This window comes from Amycolatopsis sp. CB00013 (assembly GCF_001905755.1).
Classification (GTDB): domain Bacteria; phylum Actinomycetota; class Actinomycetes; order Mycobacteriales; family Pseudonocardiaceae; genus Amycolatopsis; species Amycolatopsis japonica.
Map to the genome: position 1 here is coordinate 941,167 of NZ_LIWC01000003.1, position 19,512 is coordinate 960,678.

Annotated in this window: 19 protein-coding genes; 9 read left to right on the forward strand and 10 right to left on the reverse strand. The window is 69.4% G+C overall.

Annotated features, from left to right (window positions below):
* Positions 1-13: 13 nt before the first annotated feature.
* From AMK34_RS24000 to AMK34_RS24015, 4 genes are read right to left on the reverse strand one after another with little or no spacing between them, the layout of a single operon-like run.
* Positions 14-1,060 (reverse strand): NAD(P)H-dependent flavin oxidoreductase, encoded by a 1,047-nt coding sequence (locus AMK34_RS24000; protein WP_073846852.1) that lies wholly within the window; start codon positions 1,058-1,060, stop codon positions 14-16.
* A complete protein-coding gene (locus tag AMK34_RS24005; RefSeq protein WP_073846853.1) occupies positions 1,057-1,782 on the reverse strand; it encodes a CoA-transferase subunit beta in 726 nt (241 codons plus the stop codon). The genes AMK34_RS24000 and AMK34_RS24005 overlap by 4 nt, the downstream gene beginning before the upstream one ends.
* A complete protein-coding gene (locus tag AMK34_RS24010; RefSeq protein ID WP_073846854.1) occupies positions 1,779-2,639 on the reverse strand; it encodes a CoA transferase subunit A in 861 nt (286 codons plus the stop codon). The genes AMK34_RS24005 and AMK34_RS24010 overlap by 4 nt, the downstream gene beginning before the upstream one ends.
* Positions 2,639-3,388 (reverse strand): enoyl-CoA hydratase family protein, encoded by a 750-nt coding sequence (locus tag AMK34_RS24015; protein ID WP_073846855.1) that lies wholly within the window; start codon positions 3,386-3,388, stop codon positions 2,639-2,641. Before AMK34_RS24015 ends, AMK34_RS24010 begins: the two co-directional genes overlap by 1 nt.
* A gap of 92 nt (positions 3,389-3,480) precedes the next feature.
* Here AMK34_RS24015 and AMK34_RS24020 point away from each other — a divergent pair, with 92 nt between their 5' ends.
* On the forward strand, positions 3,481-4,278 hold the full coding sequence (locus tag AMK34_RS24020; RefSeq protein ID WP_038515948.1) for an SDR family oxidoreductase: 798 nt from the start codon (positions 3,481-3,483) through the stop codon (positions 4,276-4,278).
* Complete coding sequence (locus AMK34_RS24025; protein WP_038515946.1) at positions 4,275-5,189, forward strand: SDR family oxidoreductase; 915 nt, start codon at positions 4,275-4,277, stop codon at positions 5,187-5,189. The genes AMK34_RS24020 and AMK34_RS24025 overlap by 4 nt, the downstream gene beginning before the upstream one ends.
* Before the next feature lie 95 nt (positions 5,190-5,284).
* Here the strand turns inward: AMK34_RS24025 and AMK34_RS24030 are convergent, their stop codons facing one another.
* Positions 5,285-6,160 (reverse strand): GNAT family N-acetyltransferase, encoded by an 876-nt coding sequence (locus AMK34_RS24030; protein ID WP_143202568.1) that lies wholly within the window; start codon positions 6,158-6,160, stop codon positions 5,285-5,287.
* A 63-nt stretch (positions 6,161-6,223) separates the two neighbouring features.
* Between AMK34_RS24030 and AMK34_RS24035 the strand changes: the two genes are divergently transcribed.
* Both AMK34_RS24035 and AMK34_RS24040 read left to right on the forward strand, forming a co-directional pair.
* A complete protein-coding gene (locus AMK34_RS24035; protein ID WP_073846857.1) occupies positions 6,224-7,069 on the forward strand; it encodes an SCO6745 family protein in 846 nt (281 codons plus the stop codon).
* A 40-nt stretch (positions 7,070-7,109) separates the two neighbouring features.
* Positions 7,110-7,595 carry a pyridoxamine 5'-phosphate oxidase family protein gene (locus AMK34_RS24040; protein WP_073846858.1) on the forward strand — a complete coding sequence of 162 codons (486 nt, stop codon included), beginning with the start codon at positions 7,110-7,112 and terminating at the stop codon, positions 7,593-7,595.
* Here the strand turns inward: AMK34_RS24040 and AMK34_RS24045 are convergent.
* Positions 7,592-8,755: a steroid 3-ketoacyl-CoA thiolase gene (locus tag AMK34_RS24045; protein WP_038515935.1), complete on the reverse strand. Its 1,164-nt coding sequence runs from the start codon at positions 8,753-8,755 to the stop codon at positions 7,592-7,594. The two genes, AMK34_RS24040 and AMK34_RS24045, sit on opposite strands and share 4 nt — an antisense overlap.
* Before the next feature lie 243 nt (positions 8,756-8,998).
* Here AMK34_RS24045 and AMK34_RS24050 point away from each other — a divergent pair, with 243 nt between their 5' ends.
* From AMK34_RS24050 to AMK34_RS24060, 3 genes are read left to right on the forward strand one after another with little or no spacing between them, the layout of a single operon-like run.
* The gene (locus AMK34_RS24050) at positions 8,999-10,225 is read left to right on the forward strand and encodes a cytochrome P450 (protein WP_038515933.1); all 1,227 of its coding nucleotides are present in this window, start codon (positions 8,999-9,001) and stop codon (positions 10,223-10,225) included.
* Between the two features lie 36 nt (positions 10,226-10,261).
* On the forward strand, positions 10,262-11,050 hold the full coding sequence (locus tag AMK34_RS24055) for a transglutaminase-like domain-containing protein (protein WP_073846859.1): 789 nt from the start codon (positions 10,262-10,264) through the stop codon (positions 11,048-11,050).
* Positions 11,051-11,098: 48 nt separating this feature from the next.
* Positions 11,099-12,121, forward strand: coding sequence for a YhjD/YihY/BrkB family envelope integrity protein (locus AMK34_RS24060; RefSeq protein ID WP_073846860.1), 1,023 nt, complete (start codon positions 11,099-11,101; stop codon positions 12,119-12,121).
* Here AMK34_RS24060 and AMK34_RS24065 read toward each other — a convergent pair.
* The 3 genes from AMK34_RS24065 to AMK34_RS24075 are packed head-to-tail and all read right to left on the reverse strand — an operon-like array spanning position 12,118 to position 15,367.
* Positions 12,118-13,278, reverse strand: a complete 1,161-nt coding sequence (locus AMK34_RS24065; RefSeq protein ID WP_073846861.1) for a thiolase domain-containing protein — start codon at positions 13,276-13,278, stop codon at positions 12,118-12,120. The two genes, AMK34_RS24060 and AMK34_RS24065, sit on opposite strands and share 4 nt — an antisense overlap.
* Positions 13,275-14,330: a thiolase domain-containing protein gene (locus tag AMK34_RS24070; protein ID WP_073847172.1), complete on the reverse strand. Its 1,056-nt coding sequence runs from the start codon at positions 14,328-14,330 to the stop codon at positions 13,275-13,277. Before AMK34_RS24070 ends, AMK34_RS24065 begins: the two co-directional genes overlap by 4 nt.
* 8 nt (positions 14,331-14,338) lie before the next feature.
* Positions 14,339-15,367: a Zn-ribbon domain-containing OB-fold protein gene (locus AMK34_RS24075; RefSeq protein WP_073846862.1), complete on the reverse strand. Its 1,029-nt coding sequence runs from the start codon at positions 15,365-15,367 to the stop codon at positions 14,339-14,341.
* A 52-nt stretch (positions 15,368-15,419) separates the two neighbouring features.
* Here AMK34_RS24075 and AMK34_RS24080 point away from each other — a divergent pair, with 52 nt between their 5' ends.
* On the forward strand, positions 15,420-16,979 hold the full coding sequence (locus AMK34_RS24080) for an acyl-CoA synthetase (RefSeq protein ID WP_073846863.1): 1,560 nt from the start codon (positions 15,420-15,422) through the stop codon (positions 16,977-16,979).
* 69 nt (positions 16,980-17,048) lie between these two features.
* Here AMK34_RS24080 and AMK34_RS24085 read toward each other — a convergent pair whose 3' ends face one another.
* On the reverse strand, positions 17,049-17,837 hold the full coding sequence (locus AMK34_RS24085; RefSeq protein WP_073846864.1) for a crotonase/enoyl-CoA hydratase family protein: 789 nt from the start codon (positions 17,835-17,837) through the stop codon (positions 17,049-17,051).
* 58 nt (positions 17,838-17,895) lie between these two features.
* On the opposite strand from AMK34_RS24085, the gene AMK34_RS24090 reads away from it, so the two are divergent.
* Positions 17,896-19,512 (forward strand): acyl-CoA synthetase, encoded by a 1,617-nt coding sequence (locus tag AMK34_RS24090; protein ID WP_179948471.1) that lies wholly within the window; start codon positions 17,896-17,898, stop codon positions 19,510-19,512.

The window sequence follows — 19,512 nt, forward strand, 5'->3', positions numbered from 1 at the left end:
CGCGCCCGGCCGCTCACTCCGAGGCCAGCCGCCGCAGGATGCCGGTCGCGTCGGCGACGATCTTCTCGATCAGGTCGCCGACCGCGGGCAGGTCGTCGAGCAGCCCGACGACCTGCCCGGACGCCAGCACACCGGCGCTCCGGTCGCCCTCGACCAGGCCGGCGCGCAGCAACATCGGCGTGTTGGCGGCCATCAGGACCTGGGACCACGTCCGGTCGCCGCCGCGTTTCATCCGCAGTCCTTCGGTGGCCAGCGAACGCCACGACAGCCCGGTCAGTTTCCGGAACTTCGCGGCGTTGCGGGCGGCACGGGCGAGCCCGCTCACCGGACCGGCGGATTCGAGCGCGTCGACCAGTTCCGTCCGGAGCACGCGATGCGGCATGCCGTCCACCTTGCGGGTGACGACGGTGCCGTTGAGATCACGGGCGAGGTACGCCTGTTTGATCTCGTCGGGGACGGTGCTTTCCCTCGTCAGGAGGAACCGGGTGCCCATGGCGACCCCGGCCGCCCCGTAGGCGAGCGCGGCGGCCAGCCCCCGCCCGTCGAAGAAGCCACCCGCCGCGACCACCGGGATGTCGACCGCGTCCAGTACCGAGGGCAGCAGCAGTGTCGTCGCGACCCCGCCGGTGTGCCCGCCGCCCTCGCCGCCCTGCACGATGACGGCGTCGGCACCCCAGCCCGCGACCTTCTCCGCGTGCCTGGCCGCGCCGACCGAAGGGACGACGAGGACGCCGTTGTCCTTGAGCCGCGCGATCATGTCCTTCTTCGGGGCGAGCGCGAAGGACGCGACGCGGACTTCCTCGGTGATGAGCAGCTCGACCCGGCGCGCGGCGTCCTCGGCGTCGGCGCGGAGGTTGACCCCGAACGGCTTCGACGTGCGGCTCTTGACCTCCTTGATCGCCGCCGCCAGCTCGTCGTAGGTCATCGTGGCGGACGCGAGGATGCCGAGGCCGCCCGCTTCCGCCGTCGCGGACACCAGCCGCGGCCCGGCGACCCAGCCCATCCCGGTCTGCACGATCGGGTGCTTGATGCCTGCCAGTTCGGTCAGCGCCGTCTTCATGACGGAACTTCCTTGTCCCGCAGGGACTTCGGGTCCAGGCTGGTCCTGATCAGGAGCAGTTCCGACTCGGTCGGCGGCCGGGTCTCGGTGACGCCGTCGGTGCTCAGCGGGAACGACGTCGCCTCGACGACCTCGTCCACGGAAACCCCTGGGTGTACGGAAAGCAGCCGTGGCGCGTGGTCTTCGCCGCCGAAGTCCAGGACTCCGAGGTTGGTGACGACCCGATGGACGTCGTGGTGCCGCAAGCCGGCTTCGCGCGCCCTGGCGTAACCGACGCCGGACACGACGTCGACCTGATCGACGAAAACCCGCTTGCCGTGCCTGGGAACCCAGTAGCTCGTGCGGTGGTTGGCCGTGTTGCCCGGCCCGCCGCGTACGCCGAGAAGTTGTTTCTTGGGTTGGGAATGGTCGCCGATCGCCGAGATGTTCTGGTTGCCCTCGCCGTCGATCTGGTTGGCGCCCATCACCACGTGCCGCTTTCCGCGCGGCACCACGGTGTCGAGGACCTTGCGGAACGGCTGCCAGCCTTCGACGACGGCGTCCGGCGTCATCAGGTACGCCTCGCCGTCGGACAGCAGGAGGTCCGGCTCGAACGTCAGCCTGGCCAGCCGCGCGCCCAGCGACGGGATGAACCCCATGGGGCTCACCACGATTTCGCCGTCTCCGCGGAATAATTCGGCACAGGCCACGACGGCCACCTCGGCACGGCTGATGTCACTCACGCGGACTCCCCGAACTCGGCGACGGCCTTCTGATAGTGCGCTTCGTCCCCGGACAGGAACCTGTCGACGAATTCCGGCCACGCGTCGAGGTCCTTGGCCGATGCGGCGTAGTGGCGCTGAAAACGTTCGTCGCGGCCGTAGTCCGGGACGGCGGTGGTGAAATGCGCGCCGTTCGGCGTTTCGGCCACCCCGGTGACGAGCATCCGGCTCAGCAGCAGGCTCTGCACCGGGCCCGCTTCGGTGAGCTCGGCCGTCTCGACGATCTTTTCCGTGGACACGTAACACTTGTCGGCGGCGAGGGCGAACAGTTCGTCGAAGTACGGATCCGGTCCGAGGTACTGCGCGTTGCCCCGGGCGTCGGCGCGGTTGAGGTGGACGAACGCCGCGTCGAGCTTGAGCGCGGGCACGGCCAGCAGTTCTTCGGCGTCGTCGTACGGCGAACGGACGGTGCGCAGCGACGGGTTCAGATCCATGACGCCGGAGCCGAGGCCCGCCCGCGTCGGCAGGAACGGAAGTCGTTGCGCGGCAGCGGAAAGACCGGTTCCGAACACGCCTTCGTCGTGTTCCGTGACGGTGATCGACCCGGATTCCCGCGCCCGCGAGAACCACGGGTCATAGGGGATCGTGTCGAGCGTGACGAAGCCGAAGACGAGATGCTTGAGCTTGCCCGCCGACGCCAGCAACCCGACGTCCGGACCGCCGTAGGAGACCACGGTGAGATCCTTGACCGGCGAGCGCAGGATCGCGCGCACCAGCGCCATCGGCTTGCGCCGCGAGCCCCAGCCGCCGATCCCGATCGTCATGCCGTCCTCGAGTTCGGCGACGATCTCGTCCGGCGTCATCCGCTTGTCGGCCATCACTTCCCCTTACCGTCCAAGAATTCCTGGCGCGCGCCGTCCGAAACGCCCGCCAGGTTGAGCTCGAAGGTGAATCCCTGCTCGAAGCGGTAGCTGCGGTGCACGGGCTGGACGTCGATGCCGTTGATGGCCTGTTTCGCGGCGCGGATCACGCGAGTGTCCTTCGCCGCGATCTGCCGCGCGACGCCGAGCGCGGTTTCGTCGAGTTCCTCCCGCGGGACGACGGCGTACACCGAACCGTGGTGGTGCAACTGGGCCGCGGTGATCGTGGAAGCCGTGTAGTACAAGGCCCGCATCAGATGCTGGGGGACCAGGCGCGCGAGATGGGTCGCCGCGCCCAGCGCGCCGCGATCGACCTCGGGCAACCCGAAAGTGGCGTCGTCACTGGCGACCACGACATCCGCGTTGCCGACCAGGCCGACCCCGCCGCCGAGGCAGAAACCCTGTACCGCGGCGATCACCGGGACCGCGCAGTCGTACACCGCGGAGAACGCCGCCGCGCAGCCCTCGTTGGCGCCGATCAGCGCGCCGTAGCCCGGATCGCGCTGGATCTCCTTGATGTCGACCCCCGCGTTGAACCCGCGGCCTTCCGCGCGCAGCACCACCACGTGGGTCGCGGGGTCGCGCCCGGCGTCGGTGACGGCGGAGGCGAGGGCGAACCATCCCTTCACGCTCAGCGCGTTCACCGGGGGCGCGTCGACCGTGACCACGGCGATGCCGGGCTCTGGTGAGTGGGTGGAAACGGTCATCGGGCACCCTTCTCCGCTACCAAACCTAGCACTTGCTTGGTACGTTAGCAGGACGTCCGGCCCGGGTACAGCGACCGTGAAGGAGGCCCGGCATGGCACTCGAACTCCGGCTCGATGGCGCCGTGGTGCTGGTGACCGGTGGGGTCCGCGGCGTCGGCGCCGGTGTCACCAGGACTTTCCTGCGCGCCGGCGCCGAAGTCGTCACCTGCGCCCGCACCGAACCCGAGCGGCCGGTGTGCGCCGGGGAGAAGGCGTCGACCTTCATCTCCTGCGACGTCCGGGACGCGGGCGAGGTCGACGCGCTCATCGAGGAGATCGTCCGGCGCCACGGCAGGATCGACGTGGTGGTCAACAACGCGGGCGGCGCGCCGTACGCCGAGGCGGCGCACGCGTCGCCTCGGTTCCACGAGAAGATCGTCGCGCTGAACCTGCTGGCGCCGCTGGCCGTCGCGCGTGCGGCGAACGCCGTCATGCAGGAGCAGGAAAGCGGCGGCGTCATCGTGAACATCAGCAGCGTCAGCGCGACGAGACCGTCGCCGGGGACGGCGTCCTACGGCGCGGCCAAAGCCGGCCTGGACAACCTGACCGCGTCGCTCGCCGTCGAGTGGGCGCCGAAGGTGCGGGTCAACGGGCTCGACGTCGGCATGGTGCGGACGGAGCACTCGCATCTGCACTACGGCGACGAGGCGGGCATCGAGGCCGTGGGCGCGACCGTCCCGTTAGGACGGTTGGCGGATCCGGACGAGATCGGTTCCTGTGCGGTCTTCCTGGCGTCCCCGCTGGCCTCCTATGTCAGCGGAGCCTGCCTCACCGTCCATGGCGGGGGAGAGGTGCCTGCCTTCCTCGCCGCTTCCAATTCCCTGGTGAAAGAACGAAAGGAGCCGGTGTGAGCGGGATCGCCGACGGCCGGATCGTGGTGGTGACCGGAGCCGGTCGCGGTATCGGACGGGCGCACGCGCTCGCGTTCGCCGCCGAGGGCGCGCGGGTGGTGGTGAACGACCTCGGCGCCGGGATCGACGGAAGCGGCGGATCGGCCGGGCCCGCGCAGGACGTCGTCGACGAGATCGAGGCGCTCGGCGGCAAAGCGGTGGCGAACACCGACGACATCGCTTCCTGGGACGGCGCCGCGGCGTTGGTGCGGACGGCCGTCGAGACCTTCGGCGGGCTGGACGTCCTGGTCAACAACGCGGGTTTCCTGCGCGACCGGATGCTGGTCAACCTCGGCGAGGACGAATGGGACGCCGTCATCCGCGTCCACCTGAAGGGGCATTTCGCGCCGACGCGGCACGCCGCCGAATATTGGCGGGCCGAGGCGAAAGCGGGCCGGACCCGGGTGGCGCGGGTGATCAACACCAGCTCCGGGGCCGGCCTGCTCGGCAGCGTCGGACAGGGGAACTACGCGGCCGCGAAGTCCGGCATCCTGGGTCTCACGCTGGTCGCGGCGACCGAATTCGCGCGCTACGGCGTCACCGTGAACGCGATCGCGCCGGCCGCCCGCACCCGGATGACCGAAGTCGCCTTCGCCGACGACATGGCCGCCCCGGACGACGGTTTCGACGCCATGGCCCCGGAAAACGTGTCGCCGCTGGTGGTGTGGCTCGGCAGCGAGGAGTCGTCCGCGGTCACCGGCCGCGTGTTCGAGGTCGACGGCGGACGGGTCTCGATCGCGCAGGGCTGGCGGCACGGCGCGGTGCGGGACAAGGGTTCCCGGTGGTCGCCGGGTGAACTCGGTCCCGTCGTGGCGGAACTTCTGGCGGACGCTCCCGTGCCTGAACCCGTTTACGGCACCGCACTCACGTGATCGAAGCCGGAACTCACGTGATCAGCGGCGGAACACTCGAGTGCGGCTTCCCATCACGCGAGTCACGTCTCTGATCACGCGAATCACGCCTTCGCTCACGAGGCGTTTCGCGTCAGGTCCCGGGTCTCGGGCCACGGCCGGAACCCGCCCGATTTGTAGGTCGTCACGGCGCCGACGTTGGAACTGGGGGTGTTCACGGCCGCGCTCGACGATCCGAGTTCCTGGAGCGCGGCGGCCGCGGCGACGGTGATCGCCCGGCCGTATCCGTGACCGCGCTGGTCCTGGTGCACGCCCATCGGTTCGAGCAAGCCTGGCCTGCCGGGACCGGCCGACCACACGGCCACCGCCGCGACGGCGTCACCTCGGTCGTCGAAGCCGAGCAGGCACCGGGCATCGGCGTACGGCGCCGCGGCCGCCATCGTCCGCCACGTTTCGGCGGTGAACGTCGATCCGCCGAACGCCGCCCCGATCACGTCGGCCCACGCGGCCGCCAGATCGGGTCCGACCGTCTCGATCCGCAGGTCGGGGGCCTTCACCGGTTCGGTGAGGTCGAGGCTCAGTGGCGTCCATGGCTCTTCCTCGTCGACGTGCCAGCCGTGTCCGGGCAGCACGTCCTGGAGCAACGCGTCCATCGGCGCCTCGACGGAGACCTGCCCGGACGGCAGGACACCACGCTCGGGCGCCGCCACGTCTTCGGCCACACGCTGCGCCAGTTCCTCGTCCCGGCGGACGTCCGGCGCGGTCGTGAGCCGCAGGAGGTCGGCCCCGTCGAGAAACCCGACAGCGAGGATCCGGCCGTCCCGGCGCCAGATCCGGACCGCCTCGGCCGTCGCGGCCGTGCCTTTACGCCAGTACCAGCCGAGGTCGCCGGGATGCAATTGCCAAGCCACGCCTTCGGATTGCCACTCGCGCAGCGCCTCGACGGCCTCGTTCAGTCCGTCGGGTCCCGGCTTCTCCAAGCTGATCACCATCTCGTGATCACACACCATGTCGCGAAGCGCCGCATCCGGTTTTCGGCCAGGCAAGATGGGGGAGTGAAGTCACCTCAGCGCCGTCTCTGGGAAGCGGTCGAGCCGCTGCACGCCGTCGTCTACTTCGCCCCGGAGACCGCGGCCGCGGCCAAGGCGGCGGGACTGCCGGGCTGGTGGATGGGCTACTTCGCCGGCCGGGTCGCCCCGCTCGGGCCGCTGCCGGAACCACCCGCGACCGCGATGCTCTTCGGGTTCGCGCCGAGGATGGTGGCGCGATCCCTGCCCGACGCGTGGAAATACGCCGAACCGGAGGTCGTCCTCCAGAGCCGGTTGGAGGCCGTCGAGGAAGCCTTGAACCGGATCCTTCCCGCCGACGCGCCTCTCGGGGAACTCGCCGATCTGCTCGAACAGGCCGTCACCGGCTGCGATTACGCGGCCAGGCCGCTCGCCGCCGCCTGGTCCTCGGTCGCCAGGCCCGCGACGACGACGGGCCGGGTCTGGCTCGCGGCGACGGTGCTGCGCGAGCATCGCGGGGACGGTCACGTGCTCTCCGCCGTCACCGCCGGGCTGCGCGGGCTCGACACGACACTGACCCACATCGGCAGCGGGGCGGTGACCCGCGAGGTCATCCAGATCAACCGTGGCTGGTCCGACGAGGAGTGGGACGCGAGTGTCGCGCGGCTGTCCGAACGGGGAATCCTCGACGGCGATCTCCAGCTCACCGGCCCGGGAATCGAGCTGCGCCAACGGATCGAGGACGAGACCGATCGACTCGCCGCCGGCCCGCTCGACGCCTTGGGGGAGGACGGGGTGGCCGAGCTGGTGCGGATCGCCGTCCCGCTGAGCCGCCGGATCTTCGACACCGGCGCGATCCCGCTGCCGAACCCGATGGGGGCGCCGCGGCCCTGACCGCTCGAAACTGTCGGACCCCGGTGGGACGCTGGTGCGCATGGCGACGTGGCAGCAGTTCAGTGAAGAGGCACCCGCGCTGGCGGAGAAGATCAAGGAACGGTTCACCGCGGCGAAGTCGCATGTGCTGGCGACGGTCCGGCGGGACGGCTCGCCCCGGGTCAGTGGCAGTGAGGTCGATTTCCGTGAGCAGGACCTGCTGATCGGTTCGATGATCGGCGCGATGAAGGCGAAGGATCTGCAGCACGACGGCAGATTCGCGATCCACGCCGCCTCGGCGATCGACGAGGGCGGCGCGGACGCGAAGGTGTCGGGAAAGGCCGTCGAGATCACCGATCCGGCGGAGGTCGCCCGCCTGCAGGGTGACGACGGGGAGGCGCACGTCTTCCGGCTCGACCTCACCGAGGCGGTGCTGACCTGGGTCGAGGGCAACACCATCTATTTCGACTTCTGGAAGGAGGGTCAGGGGCTCAAAAGGCTCGCGAGGCCGGACAACGGTCCGGTGGTCGAGGTCGGCTCGAACTAGATCCGTTCGATGATCGTGCCGGTGGAAAGCGCGCCGCCGGCGCACATCGTCACCAGCGCGGTGCTCGCGTCGCGGCGTTCCAGTTCGTGCAACGCCGTGGTCAGCAGGCGGGCGCCGGTGCTGCCGACGGGATGCCCGAGCGCGATCGCGCCACCGTTCACGTTGACCTTGGCCTCGTCGGGCCGGTGTACCCGCTGCCACGACAACACGACCGAAGCGAACGCCTCGTTGACTTCGAAGAGGTCGAGGTCGCCGATCGTCATCCCCGCCTTGGCGAGGACGCGTTCGGTCGCCTGCACGGGGCCGTCGAGGTGGTAGTACGGCTCCGCGCCGACCAAAGCCTGCGAGACGATCCGCGCTCGCGGCTTGAGGCCCAGTGCCTTGGCCCGGTCCGAGTCCATCAGGAGGAGCGCGGCCGCGCCGTCGGAGATCTGCGACGACGTCCCGGCCGTGTGCACGCCGCCTTCGAGGACGGGCTTGAGCTTGGAGAGGCCTTCGACGGTCGTGTCGCGAAGCCCTTGGTCGCGCGACACCAGCCGGGTCTCGCCGGTCGGCGTGCCGTCCTCGCCGAGCACGGGTGCCTTCACCGCGACGACCTCGCGGTCGAAACGCCCCGCGGCCCACGCGGCGGCGGCTTTGGCCTGCGACTCGGTCCCGAACCGGTCGACGTCGAGACGGGTGATCCCGCGGCGTTCCGCGATCCGCTCGGCCGCGCCGTACTGGTTCGGCATGTCGATCGACCACGACTGGGGCCGCGGCGTGCCGATGCCCTCGCCGCGGTTCGCGCCCAGCGGGACCCGGCTCATCGCCTCGACACCGCACGAGACGCCGGCGTCGATCGCGCCCACCGCGATGAGCCCGGCGATCAGATGCGTCGCCTGCTGCGCCGAGCCGCACTGGGCGTCGATGGTCGTCGCGCCCGTGGTCTCCGGGAGCCCGGCGTGCAGCCACGCCGTGCGCGTGACGTTGCCCGCCTGCTCGCCCGCCTGGGTCACGGCGCCGCCGATCGCCTGCTCGACCAGCGCTGGATCCACGCCCGCGCGTTCGAGCAGGGCGCGCTGCGCCGCGCCGAGGATCTCGGCGGCGTGCAGCCCCGCCAGGTGCCCCCTGCGCTTGCCGATAGGGGTGCGGACCGCCTCGACGATCACCGGACTACCCACGTTCGCCTCCTGGGAAACACTGTTCACTACCGAGAAAAGTAGAACACGTTCTTGATTTGGGCAAGCGATCCCAGGGTCGGCCGGATTTTGATCACTGGTCGCCGTTCCCGCTTCTTGCAGGGATCGCAAGATCCGCGCGGGCCGAGTAAACGGGTTTCACTGAAACTCTTCACTTGGTAAACGCCGTATGCTTCAATCGGGTCTAGAACGTGTTTCATTGGCGAACCGCGTAGGAGGTAGCCCGTGGCCGCTCCCCTGATCCCCGCCGGTTTCGATTTCACCGATCCGGATCTGTACGCCACCAGACTGCCTCTGGAGGAGTTCGCCGAACTCCGCCGCACGGCACCGGTCTGGTGGAACCCTCAGCCGCACAACACCGCGGGCTTCCGCGATGACGGCTACTGGGTGGTCAGCCGGCTCGATGACGTCAAGGCGGTGTCGAGGGACAGCGAGCTGTTCTCCTCGCGGGAGAAGACCGCGATCATCCGGTTCGACGAGAACATGACCGACGACAGCCTCGAAGCCAACCGTCTGGTCCTGCTCAACATGGACGCCCCGCAGCACACGAAGCTGCGCCGGATCGTGTCGAAGGGCTTCACGCCGAGGTCGATCGCGAAGCTCGAGGACACCCTGCGCGATCGCGCGGAGCGGATCGTCAGCGAGGCCAAGAAGAAGGGCTCCGGCGATTTCGTCGTCGACGTCGCGTGCGAACTTCCCTTGCAGGCCATCGCCGAACTGATCGGCATCCCGCAGGAAGACCGCCTGAAGATCTTCGACTGGTCGAACCAGATGGTCTCCTACGACGACCCCGAGTACGAGGTAGAACCGCTCGCCGCGTCGGCGGAGATCGTCGGCTACGCCTGGAACATGGCCGAAGAACGCCGAAAATGCCCGATGGACGACATCGTCACGAAGCTGGTGCAGGCCGACGTCGACGGCGAATCGCTGGCGTCGGACGAGTTCGGCTTCTTCGTCATCCTCCTCGCCGTCGCCGGCAACGAGACCACGCGCAACGCGATCACGCACGGGATGAAGGCGTTCCTCGATCACCCCGACCAGTGGGAGCTGTACAAGAAGGAGCGCCCGAAGACCGCGCCGGACGAGATCGTCCGCTGGGCCACCCCGGTGGTCGCCTTCCAGCGCACCGCGACCCGGGACACCGAACTCGGCGGGCAGCACATCCGCAAGGGTGACCGGGTCGGGATGTTCTACAGCTCCGCGAACTTCGACCCGGACCACTTCGAGCAGCCGGACAAGTTCGACATCCTCCGCGAGGACAACCCGCACGTCGGTTTCGGCGGCACGGGTTCGCACTACTGCATCGGCGCCAACCTCGCGCGGCTGGAGATCGACCTGATCTTCAACGCCATCGCCGACGTCATGCCGGACATCGCCGAGCTCGCCCCGCCCGACCGCCTCCGGTCGAGCTGGCTCAACGGGATCAAGCACTACCAGGTCCGCTACGCCTGACCGGCCGCGACCGCGCTCGTGGGGCACCATGGGGCCATGGGTCCCCACGTACAGGTCGACGTCGAAATGTCCTTCCGGGTCACGAAACCCGGCCTCGCCGCGTTCGTGATCGCGCTCGCCGGTGGGGCCGGGCAAGAGGAGTTCGCCTATCCCGCGCCGCCGCGCCAGGTGGCGTTCGAACACGGGACCCGGGCTCAGGTCGTCGATCTGCCGCCCGGTGATCACGTCGTGCGGTACCGGGCCGAACGCACGCTCGACCCGGCCGAGGCCGAGCCCGTCGGCCTGGACGACGTCATCCGCTACACCAGGCCCAGCCGGTACTGCCCCTCGGACCGGATGGGCGGGCTCGCGCTGTCCCGCTTCGGCGGCCTGCCCGACGCGCGCGCCCAGGTGGAGGCGATCGTCCGGCACGTGGGCGAGCACCTGTCCTATGTGGTCGGTTCCGGTTCGCCGACCGACGACGCCGTCGACACCTACCTCGCCGGGGAAGGGGTCTGCCGCGATTACGCGCACGTCTGCATCTCGCTGTGCCGCGTGCTCGACATCCCCGCCCGGTTCGCCGCCGTCTACGCGCCCGGACTGTCCCCAATGGACTTCCACGCCGTGTTCGAGGCCGCGATCGACGGCCGATGGTACGTGTTCGACGCCACCGGCCTCGCGCCGAGGCAGAGCCTCTGCCGGATCGCCACCGGACGGGACGCCGCCGACACCGCGTTCCTCTCCACCCTCGGCTGTGAGCTGGACTTTCTCGGCAACACCGTGCTGGCGACCGCGGGCCCGTCGCTGCCGGAGGACGACGGCTCGCGGCTGATCGGGCTCGCTTGATCGCGTGTTGCCCACGAGCCGTGACCTGCCTGAGGTAGACATTGGCGTGTGAGGGAGAAGAAGGCATCGACGAAATGGAAGCGGCTGCGCGCCCGCTACCGCTGGCTGGACCACGTGGCGCGGGCGGTGAACCGCTACATCGAGTACGGCGGTTACCACTACGTCGCGTCGATCACCTATTTCAGCCTGTTCTCGCTGGTGCCCATCCTCATGGTCGCGGTTTCGGTGGCGGGTTTCGTGCTGGCGAGCCAGCCACAGCTGATCGAGTCGATGCTGAACGCGATCACCGGCACCTTGCCCGGCGGCCTCGGTGACAAGGCGGGGGAGCTGCTCACCGGATTCGTCGAGCAGCGCACCAGCGTCGGGATCATCGGTCTGATCATCGGCTTGTACTCCGGCTGGAACTGGATGAACTCGCTGCGGGACGCGCTCACCGCGCTGTGGGGCCAGAACCGGTCGGATCTCCCGCTGCTGCGCACGATCGCCGCGGACCTGCTCGCGCTGCTCGGCCTCGCGAGCGCGCTGCTGCTCTCGTTCGCCATCACCATCTCGGGGTCCGCGCTCGGCCGGTATCTGCTGGGGCTGGCCGGGGTCGACGACACCGCCTGGGGCCACAACGTGCTGTCGGCGATCTCGATCCCGTTGGCGCTGCTGGCGAACTGGCTCGTGTTCCTCTGGGTGCTCACCCGGTTGCCGCGGAAACCGGTCGGGGTCCGCAGCGCGATGCGCGGCGCGGTCGCGCTGGCGCTGGGCTTCGAACTGCTGAAGCAGGCCGGTGGGATCTACCTGCGCCTGATCGGGAACTCGCCGACCGGGGTCGCGTTCGGTTCCATCATCGGTCTGATCTTCTTCATCTCGCTGGTGGCGCGGATGCTGGTGTTCGTGACGGCCTGGACGGCGACCGCGCGCGACGCCCCGCCGGACCCGGTGAAGCCTCCGCCTCCCGTGGTGGTCCGGCCGGTGGTCGCGGCACCCGACCGGCACGGGCTCAAGCCGGCGCTGGTCGGCGCGGTGACCGGGGTGGTCGCGACCTTGGCCGCGCAACGCCTCCGGCCCCGGCGTCGCTCTTAGCTCGGCTTCGCCGACCCCACCACCCACATCGAGAAGAACTGCGAACCGCCGCCGTACGCGTGCCCGAGCGCGATCCGCGCGCCGTCGACCTGGTAGTCCCCGGCCCGGCCCATCACCTGCTTGGCCGCTTCGGAGAACCGGAGCATCCCGGACGCGCCGATCGGGTTCGACGAGAGCACCCCGCCCGACGGGTTGATCGGCAGCCGTCCGCCGAGCGCGGTCTCGCCCGCCTCGGTGAGCTTCCAGCCCTGACCCTCGTCGGTGAACCCCAGGTTCTCCAGCCACATCGGCTCGAACCACGAGAACGGCACGTAGATCTCGGCGGCGTCCACTTCGGACAGTGGGTCGGTGATCCCGGCGTCGCGCCACAGCGCGGCCGCGGCGTCCCGGCCCGCCTGGGGGTTGACCTGGTCGCGTCCGGCGAACGTGGTCGGCTCGGTGCGCATCGCGGTCGCGTGGATCCACGCGGCGCCACCGGGTACGGCGTCGCCCGACGCCTCGTCCCCGATCACCATCGCGCACGCGCCGTCGGAAGACGGGCACGTCTCGTCGTAGCGGATCGGATCCCACAGCATCTGCGACGCCTGCACCGACTCCACCGTGATGTCGGCCTGCCGCAGATGCGCGTACGGATTCAGCGCGCCGTTGCGGCGGTCCTTGGCCGCGACGATCGCGCCGACATGGTCGGGCGCGCCGGACCGCCGGATGTAGGACCGCACGTGCGGCGCGAAGTACCCGCCCGCCCCGGCGCCCACCGGCATCTGGAACGGCGGCAGGATCGACAGACCCCACATGGCGTTCGATTCGGACTGCTTCTCGAAGGCCACGGTCAGCACCCGTTTGTGCACGCCCGCCTGCACCAGCGACGCCGCCACGAGCGCGGTCGACCCGCCGACCGAACCCGCGGTGTGCACGCGCAGCAACGGTTTCCCGGTCGCGCCGAGCGAGTCGGCGAGGAACAGTTCGGGCATCATCACGCCCTCGAACAGATCCGGCGCCTTGCCGAGGACGACCGCGTCGATGTCGTCCCAGCCGGTCCCCGCGTCGAGCATCGCCCGGTCGATGGCCTCCCGGAGCAGGCCGGGCATGGACACGTCGGTGCGTTTGGCCTTGTGATGCGTCTGGCCGGTTCCCAGTACGGCCGCGAGGTGCTTCACGAGAGGACCTCCAAGGTCGCGACCAGGTTCTGCTGGAGGACGGGGCCGCTGGTCGCGTGGGCGAGGGTCTTGCGCGCGGTGCCGTCGAGGACGCGGTTCGCCGCCTCGCCGATCCGCGCCAGTCCCGCCGAGAACATCGGATTACCGGTCAGGACGCCGCCGGAGGGGTTGATCCGCACCTGGTCGCCGAGGCCGAGTGCCTCACGCAGGATCAATTCCTGATGCGTGAAGGGCGCGTGCAGTTCGGCCACTTCGACGCCGTCGAGGTCGAGCGCCCGCCCGGCGGCCGCCGTCGATGGCGACTTGGTGAGGTCCCGGACGCCGAGCGCGGGGGAGTCGACGCGGTGCTCGATCCCGGTGATGACCGCGGGGCTGTCGACGAGGTCCGCCGCCCGTTCGGCCGAGGCGAGCACGAGGACGGCGGCGCCGTCGGTGATAGGGGCGATGTCGTGGGCTCGCAACGGATCCGCGAAGTACGGGGCGTCGAGCAGCTCCGCGACTTCGACCGTTCCGGAGAGCTGCGCGGCGGGATTGCCGGCGGCGTCGGCGCGGCTGCGCGCGGCGACTTCGGCGAGGTCCTTTTCCGACCACAGTCCGGATTCGAGGCCCAGCCGCGCCTGGATCCCGGCGACGCTTACCGAATCCGGCCACAACGGCGCGACGACGTAGGGATCCATCTGCAGGGCGAGCACCCGCCGCAACTGCCCGGCGGACGACTTGCCGAAGCCGTAGACCAGCGCGGTGTCGACCTCGCCCATCCGGATCTTCAGCCATGCCTCGTACAACGCCCACGCGGCGTCCATCTCGACATGCGACTCGTGGATCGGCGGGAAGGCGCCGATGGCGTCGACCGCGGCGATGAACGAGAACGCGCGGCCGGCGAGGTAGTCCGAGGAACCCGAGCACCAGAACCCGATGTCCTCTTTGGACAGACCGGTGCGCTCGAAGACCTCGGCGAAGATCGGCACCAGCATTTCCACGCCGTTGGTGGTGCCCGGGGTGCTGCGGACTTTGGGGGCCTGCGCGAAGCCCACGACTGCTACATCTGGCACGGTGGTCCTCACAGATGGTGGGCGAAGGATTCGTACGGCGCGTCGGGTTCGCCGGTCGGTTCGAAATGGCCGATGTTCTCCAGCGACGTCCACCATTCGTCCCGCGGTTTCCAGGAGGCGCGCACCCGCATGCCCATCCGGACGTCGGCGGCGTCGCAGCCGAGGACGAGGTGCAGGAACGCGATGTCCGCGCCGTCGAGCAGGATGTACGCGGCCACGTACGGCGGTTTGATCTTCTGGCCGAGGAACGGCACGTTCACGATGCAGAACGTGGTGACGATGCCGGTGTCGGGCAGTTCGACCTCGTCGGTGGTCGGCACACCGTCGGTCGGGCACGCGCCGCGCGGCGGGATGTAGACCTTCTCGCACGACGGGCAGCGCTGGCCGATCAGCTTCCCCTCCGCGAGCCCGCGCAGGTACCGGCTTTCCTCGGGTGACGCGGAATGCTCGTAGCGCAGGTGGATCGGCGTGATCACCACGCTGACCGGCGCGCCCTCCTCGCGTTTCGCGACCGGGGGAGGCGCCTCGGTGGGTTCGGTGTCGGGCCCGTCGGCGGGGACGAAGTAGGCGATGTCCCGGATGTGGCCGACGGTTTCGTCCGCCCAGCGGATCCGCACGCGTTGTCCGGTGTGGACATTCGACGGCGTGCCCGCGTCGACGGCGTGCAGGATCGAGGTGTCGGCGCCGTCGAGCCGGATCAGCGCCCACGCGAACGGCCGCGACAACGGCTGGCCGTCGACGGGTTCGGCGATCCAGGACCAGGAGACGATCTCGCCCTCGGAGGCCACCGGGACGAACTCGGACAGGGCTTCGGCGGTCACGGGGTCGTACTCCAAGGGGGGCACGTGGACGCGGCCGTCGCTGCCCCGGACGCCTTCGACGCGGCGCTCGCGCAGGGCGTCGACGAACCGGCCGAGTACCGGGCCGACCGAACGCGTGTAGTCGAAGCCCACGTTGAGCGGGGCCGACAGCGGGAGTTCAGGTGCGCTCACATCCTGAGTGAAACATGTTCTCGATTTTCCGGCAAGATCGGCCATGTGGGCTTGGCTGGCGGTTGCCCTTGAGTGGAACGCGTTCTAGATTCGCGGTATGTCGACTGCTACCGGGACCCTTGGGGTCTGGAATATCGCCGCGCAGGAGCCCGAGCGGGTCGCGCTCGTCGATCCGGACGGCCGCTCGATCGGCTACGGGGACCTCGCCGCGAAAGCGAACGCGTACGCCCGGGGCCTGCAGGCGCTCGGGCTGGAGGCCGGGGACGTGGTCGTCGTCCTGCAGCCCAACGGCGACGAACTCGTGGCGGCCTACTTCGCCGCCATCCAATCCGGTCTGTACATCGTGGTGGTCAACTGGCATCTCGTCGCGCCGGAGGTCGCCTACATCCTGTCCGACAGCGGCGCCAAGGCCTTCCTCGCGCACGAACGGTTCGCCGACGTCGCGATCGCCGCCGCCGACGAGGCCGGGATCCCGGAACGCGGCCGGTTCGCCGTCGGCGACGTCGAGGGCTTCCGCCGGATCGAGGAACTCGGCTCCGGTGAGGGCGACGGTCGTCCGGAGCGGCGCACGGCGGGCTCGCCGATGCTCTACACGTCGGGGACGACGGGGCGGCCCAAGGGCGTCCGGCGGCCGCTGACCGGTGCCGACCCCGACTCCGTACCGGCCGCGTCGACGTGGTTCTTCGGGATCTTCGGGCTGGCGCCGCACGACGCCCATGTGCATCTGTGCGGATCGCCGCTCTACCACACGGCCGTGCTCAACTTCGTCGCGATCTCCCTGCAGCTGGGCCATACCGCGGTGCTGATGGACCGCTGGGACGCGGAGGACATGCTGCGGCTGATCGACCGGCACCGCGTCACGCACAGCCACATGGTCCCGACGCAGTTCCGCCGCCTGCTCGCCCTGCCGGACGACGTCCGCGCGGCCTACGACCTGAGTTCGCTGCGCGTGATGATCCACGGCGCGGCGCCGTGCCCGCTGGAGGTCAAACGCCGGATGCTCGACTGGTGGGGTCCGGTCGTCACCGAGTACTACGCGGCCACCGAAGGCGGTGGGACGGCGATCTCGGGTGAGGAATGGCTGAAGAAACCGGGTTCGGTCGGGCTGCCGTGGCCGGGTTCGACGATCAAGATCCTCGACGACGAGGGCACGGAACTGCCCGCCGGCGAGACCGGCACGGTGTACATGAAGATGGGCGACTCGAAGTTCGAGTACCACAAGGACCGGGCCAAGACGGACAAGGCGCGGGTCGGGGACCTGTTCACCCTCGGCGACGTCGGGCACCTCGACGAGGACGGCTACCTCTTCCTGCACGACCGCAAGGCGGATCTGATCATCTCGGGCGGGGTCAACATCTACCCGGCGGAGATCGAGGGCGAACTGGTGATGCATCCGAAGATCGCCGACGTCGCGGTGTTCGGTGTCCCGCACGAGGACTGGGGCGAGGCGATCAAGGCCGTCGTCGAGCCCGCGGACGGGGTCGAGCCCTCCGAGGAGCTGACCGCGGAGATCCTCGAGTACGCGGCGTCGCGGCTGGCGAAGTTCAAGCTTCCGCGTTCCGTCGACTACTTGCCCGAACTCCCGCGCGACCCGAACGGGAAGCTCTACAAGCGCAAGCTCCGCGACCCGTACTGGGAAGGTCACCGCGCCCCCTGACGCATTTCGTCCTCTGGATGCGGTAGTTCGCCGGCGAACTACCGCATCCAGAGGACGAAACGCAGGGGGTCAGCGGCCCCGGAAGACGGGCTTGCGCTTCTCGGCGAAGGCGCGGGGGCCTTCCTTCGCGTCTTCGCTCGCGAAGACCTCGATGCCGTACTGGGCGTCGAGTTTGAAGGCTTCCTCCTCGTGCATGCCCTCGGTGTCGCGCATCGTCTTGAGGATCGCGCGGATCGCCAGGGGGCCGTTCGCGGAGATGAGGCTGGCGAGTTCGAGCGCCTTGTCCAATGCCTTGCCGTCCGGAACGACGTGGCCGATCAGGCCGATCTCCAGCGCCTCGGCCGCGGTGATGTGGCGTCCGGTCAGCAGCAGGTCGGCGGCGACGGTGTACGGGATCTGCCGGGGGAGCCGCACGGCCGAACCGCCCATCGGGAACAGGCTCCACCGCGCCTCGGACACGCCGAACTTCGCGCTCTCGCCCGCGACACGGATGTCGGTGCCTTGAAGGATCTCCGTCCCGCCCGCGATCGCCGGGCCCTCGACGGCCGCGATCAACGGCTTCGTCAGCCGCCGCCCCTTCAGCAGCCCCTCGATCTTGCTGGGGTCGAAAGTGCCCTTCTCGAACGAATCGGACGGCGAGTTCTTCGACATCGACTTCAGGTCCGCGCCCGCGCAGAACGCGCCACCCGCTCCGGTGAGCACGCAGCACCGGACGTCGTCGTCCTCGTCGACCCGGTTCCACGCCTCGACCATGATCCCGAGCATCTCGCCGCTGAGCGCGTTGCGGGCCTCGGGCCGGTTCATCGTGACCACGAGAGTGTGTTCGATCTTTTCCACCAGCGCGTGCGGTTCGCCCACTTGAACCTCCCGTAGAGCGGCCATTGCCCAGAACGATAACATGTTCTACTTTGAGGACGTGGCACTCAACATCGCGGATCTACTCGAGCACGCCGTCGACGCCGTGCCGGAGCGCATCGCGGTCGTCTGCGGCGATCGGCGGGTCACCTTCGCCGAATTGGAAGAGCGCGCCAACCGGCTGGCGCACCACCTCGCCGCACACGGCGTGGGACCCGGATCCCACATCGGTGTCTATTCCCGGAACTCGATCGAGGCCCTGGAATCGATGATCGCCGCGTACAAGTTGCGCGCGATCGCGGTCAACGTCAACTACCGCTACGTCCACGGCGAACTGCGGTACCTGTTCGACAACGCCGACCTCGTGGCGCTGGTCCACGAACGCGGGTATTCGGACAAGGTGGCCGCCGTCCTGCCGGAAACCCCGAAACTGAAACACGTTGTCGTCGTCGACGACGGAAGCGACGGCGACTACTCGTCCTACGGCGGCGTGGACTACGAAGCCGCGCTCGCCGAAGGCTCGCCCGAGCGGGACTTCGCCGAGCGCAGCGCCGACGACATCTACATCCTCTACACCGGCGGCACCACCGGCTATCCCAAGGGCGTCCTGTGGCGCCACGAGGACATCTGGCGGGCGCTCGGCGGCGGCATCAACTTCGTCACCGGCGAGTACGTCCCGGACGAGTGGACGCTCGCCGAACAGGGCAAGTCGGGCAGCCTGGTCCGGCTCCCGGCCGCGCCGCTGATCCACGGCGCCGCGCAGTGGGCCGCGTTCGGCGCGCTGTTCACCGGCAGCCCGGTCGTGTTCGTCCCGCGGTTCGACGCGCACGAAGTCTGGAAAGCCGTGCAGGACAACAAGGTCCAGGTCCTCACCATCGTCGGCGACGCGATGGCACGGCCGCTGATCGACGCCTATCGCGAGGGTGACTACGACGCGTCGTCGATCGTGGCGGTGTCGAGTCACGCGGCCCTGTTCTCCCAGTCGGTGAAGCAGGAATTCCTGTCGCTGCTCCCGCATGTGGTGATCACCGACGCGATCGGCTCGTCCGAAAGCGGGTTCACCGGTATCGGCATGGTCAGCAAGGACAGCGATCATTCCGCCGGTCCGCGGGTCAACTTCGGCAAGGACGCGATCCTCGTGGACGACGACGGCGCGCTCGTCGAGCCGAAACCGGGCGCGATCGGCCTGATCGCCCGGCGCGGGCACGTCCCGCTGGGGTACTACAAGGATCCCGCGAAGACCGAGAAGATCTTCGTCGAGATCGACGGCAAACGGTACGTCGTCCCGGGTGACTACGCGCGCTATGAGGAAGACCTCACGGTGACCCTGCTCGGCCGGGGGTCGCAATGCGTGAACACCGGCGGCGAGAAGGTGTACCCGGAAGAGGTCGAGGGCGCGCTCAAATCGCATCCGGACGTCTTCGACGCGCTCGTCATCGGCATCCCCGACGACCGGCTCGGCCAGCGGGTGGCCGCGGTGATCCAGCCGCGCTCCGGCAAGGAACTCGACGTCGCCGCGCTCGAAGCCCACGTGCGGACCGAGATCGCCGGGTACAAGGTGCCGCGCAGTCTCTGGCTCGCGGAGGAGATCGGGCGTTCGCCCAGCGGGAAGCCGGACTACCCCTGGGCCCAGCGCTACGCCGCCGAGCACGAACCCATCACCATCCAACCGGCGTAA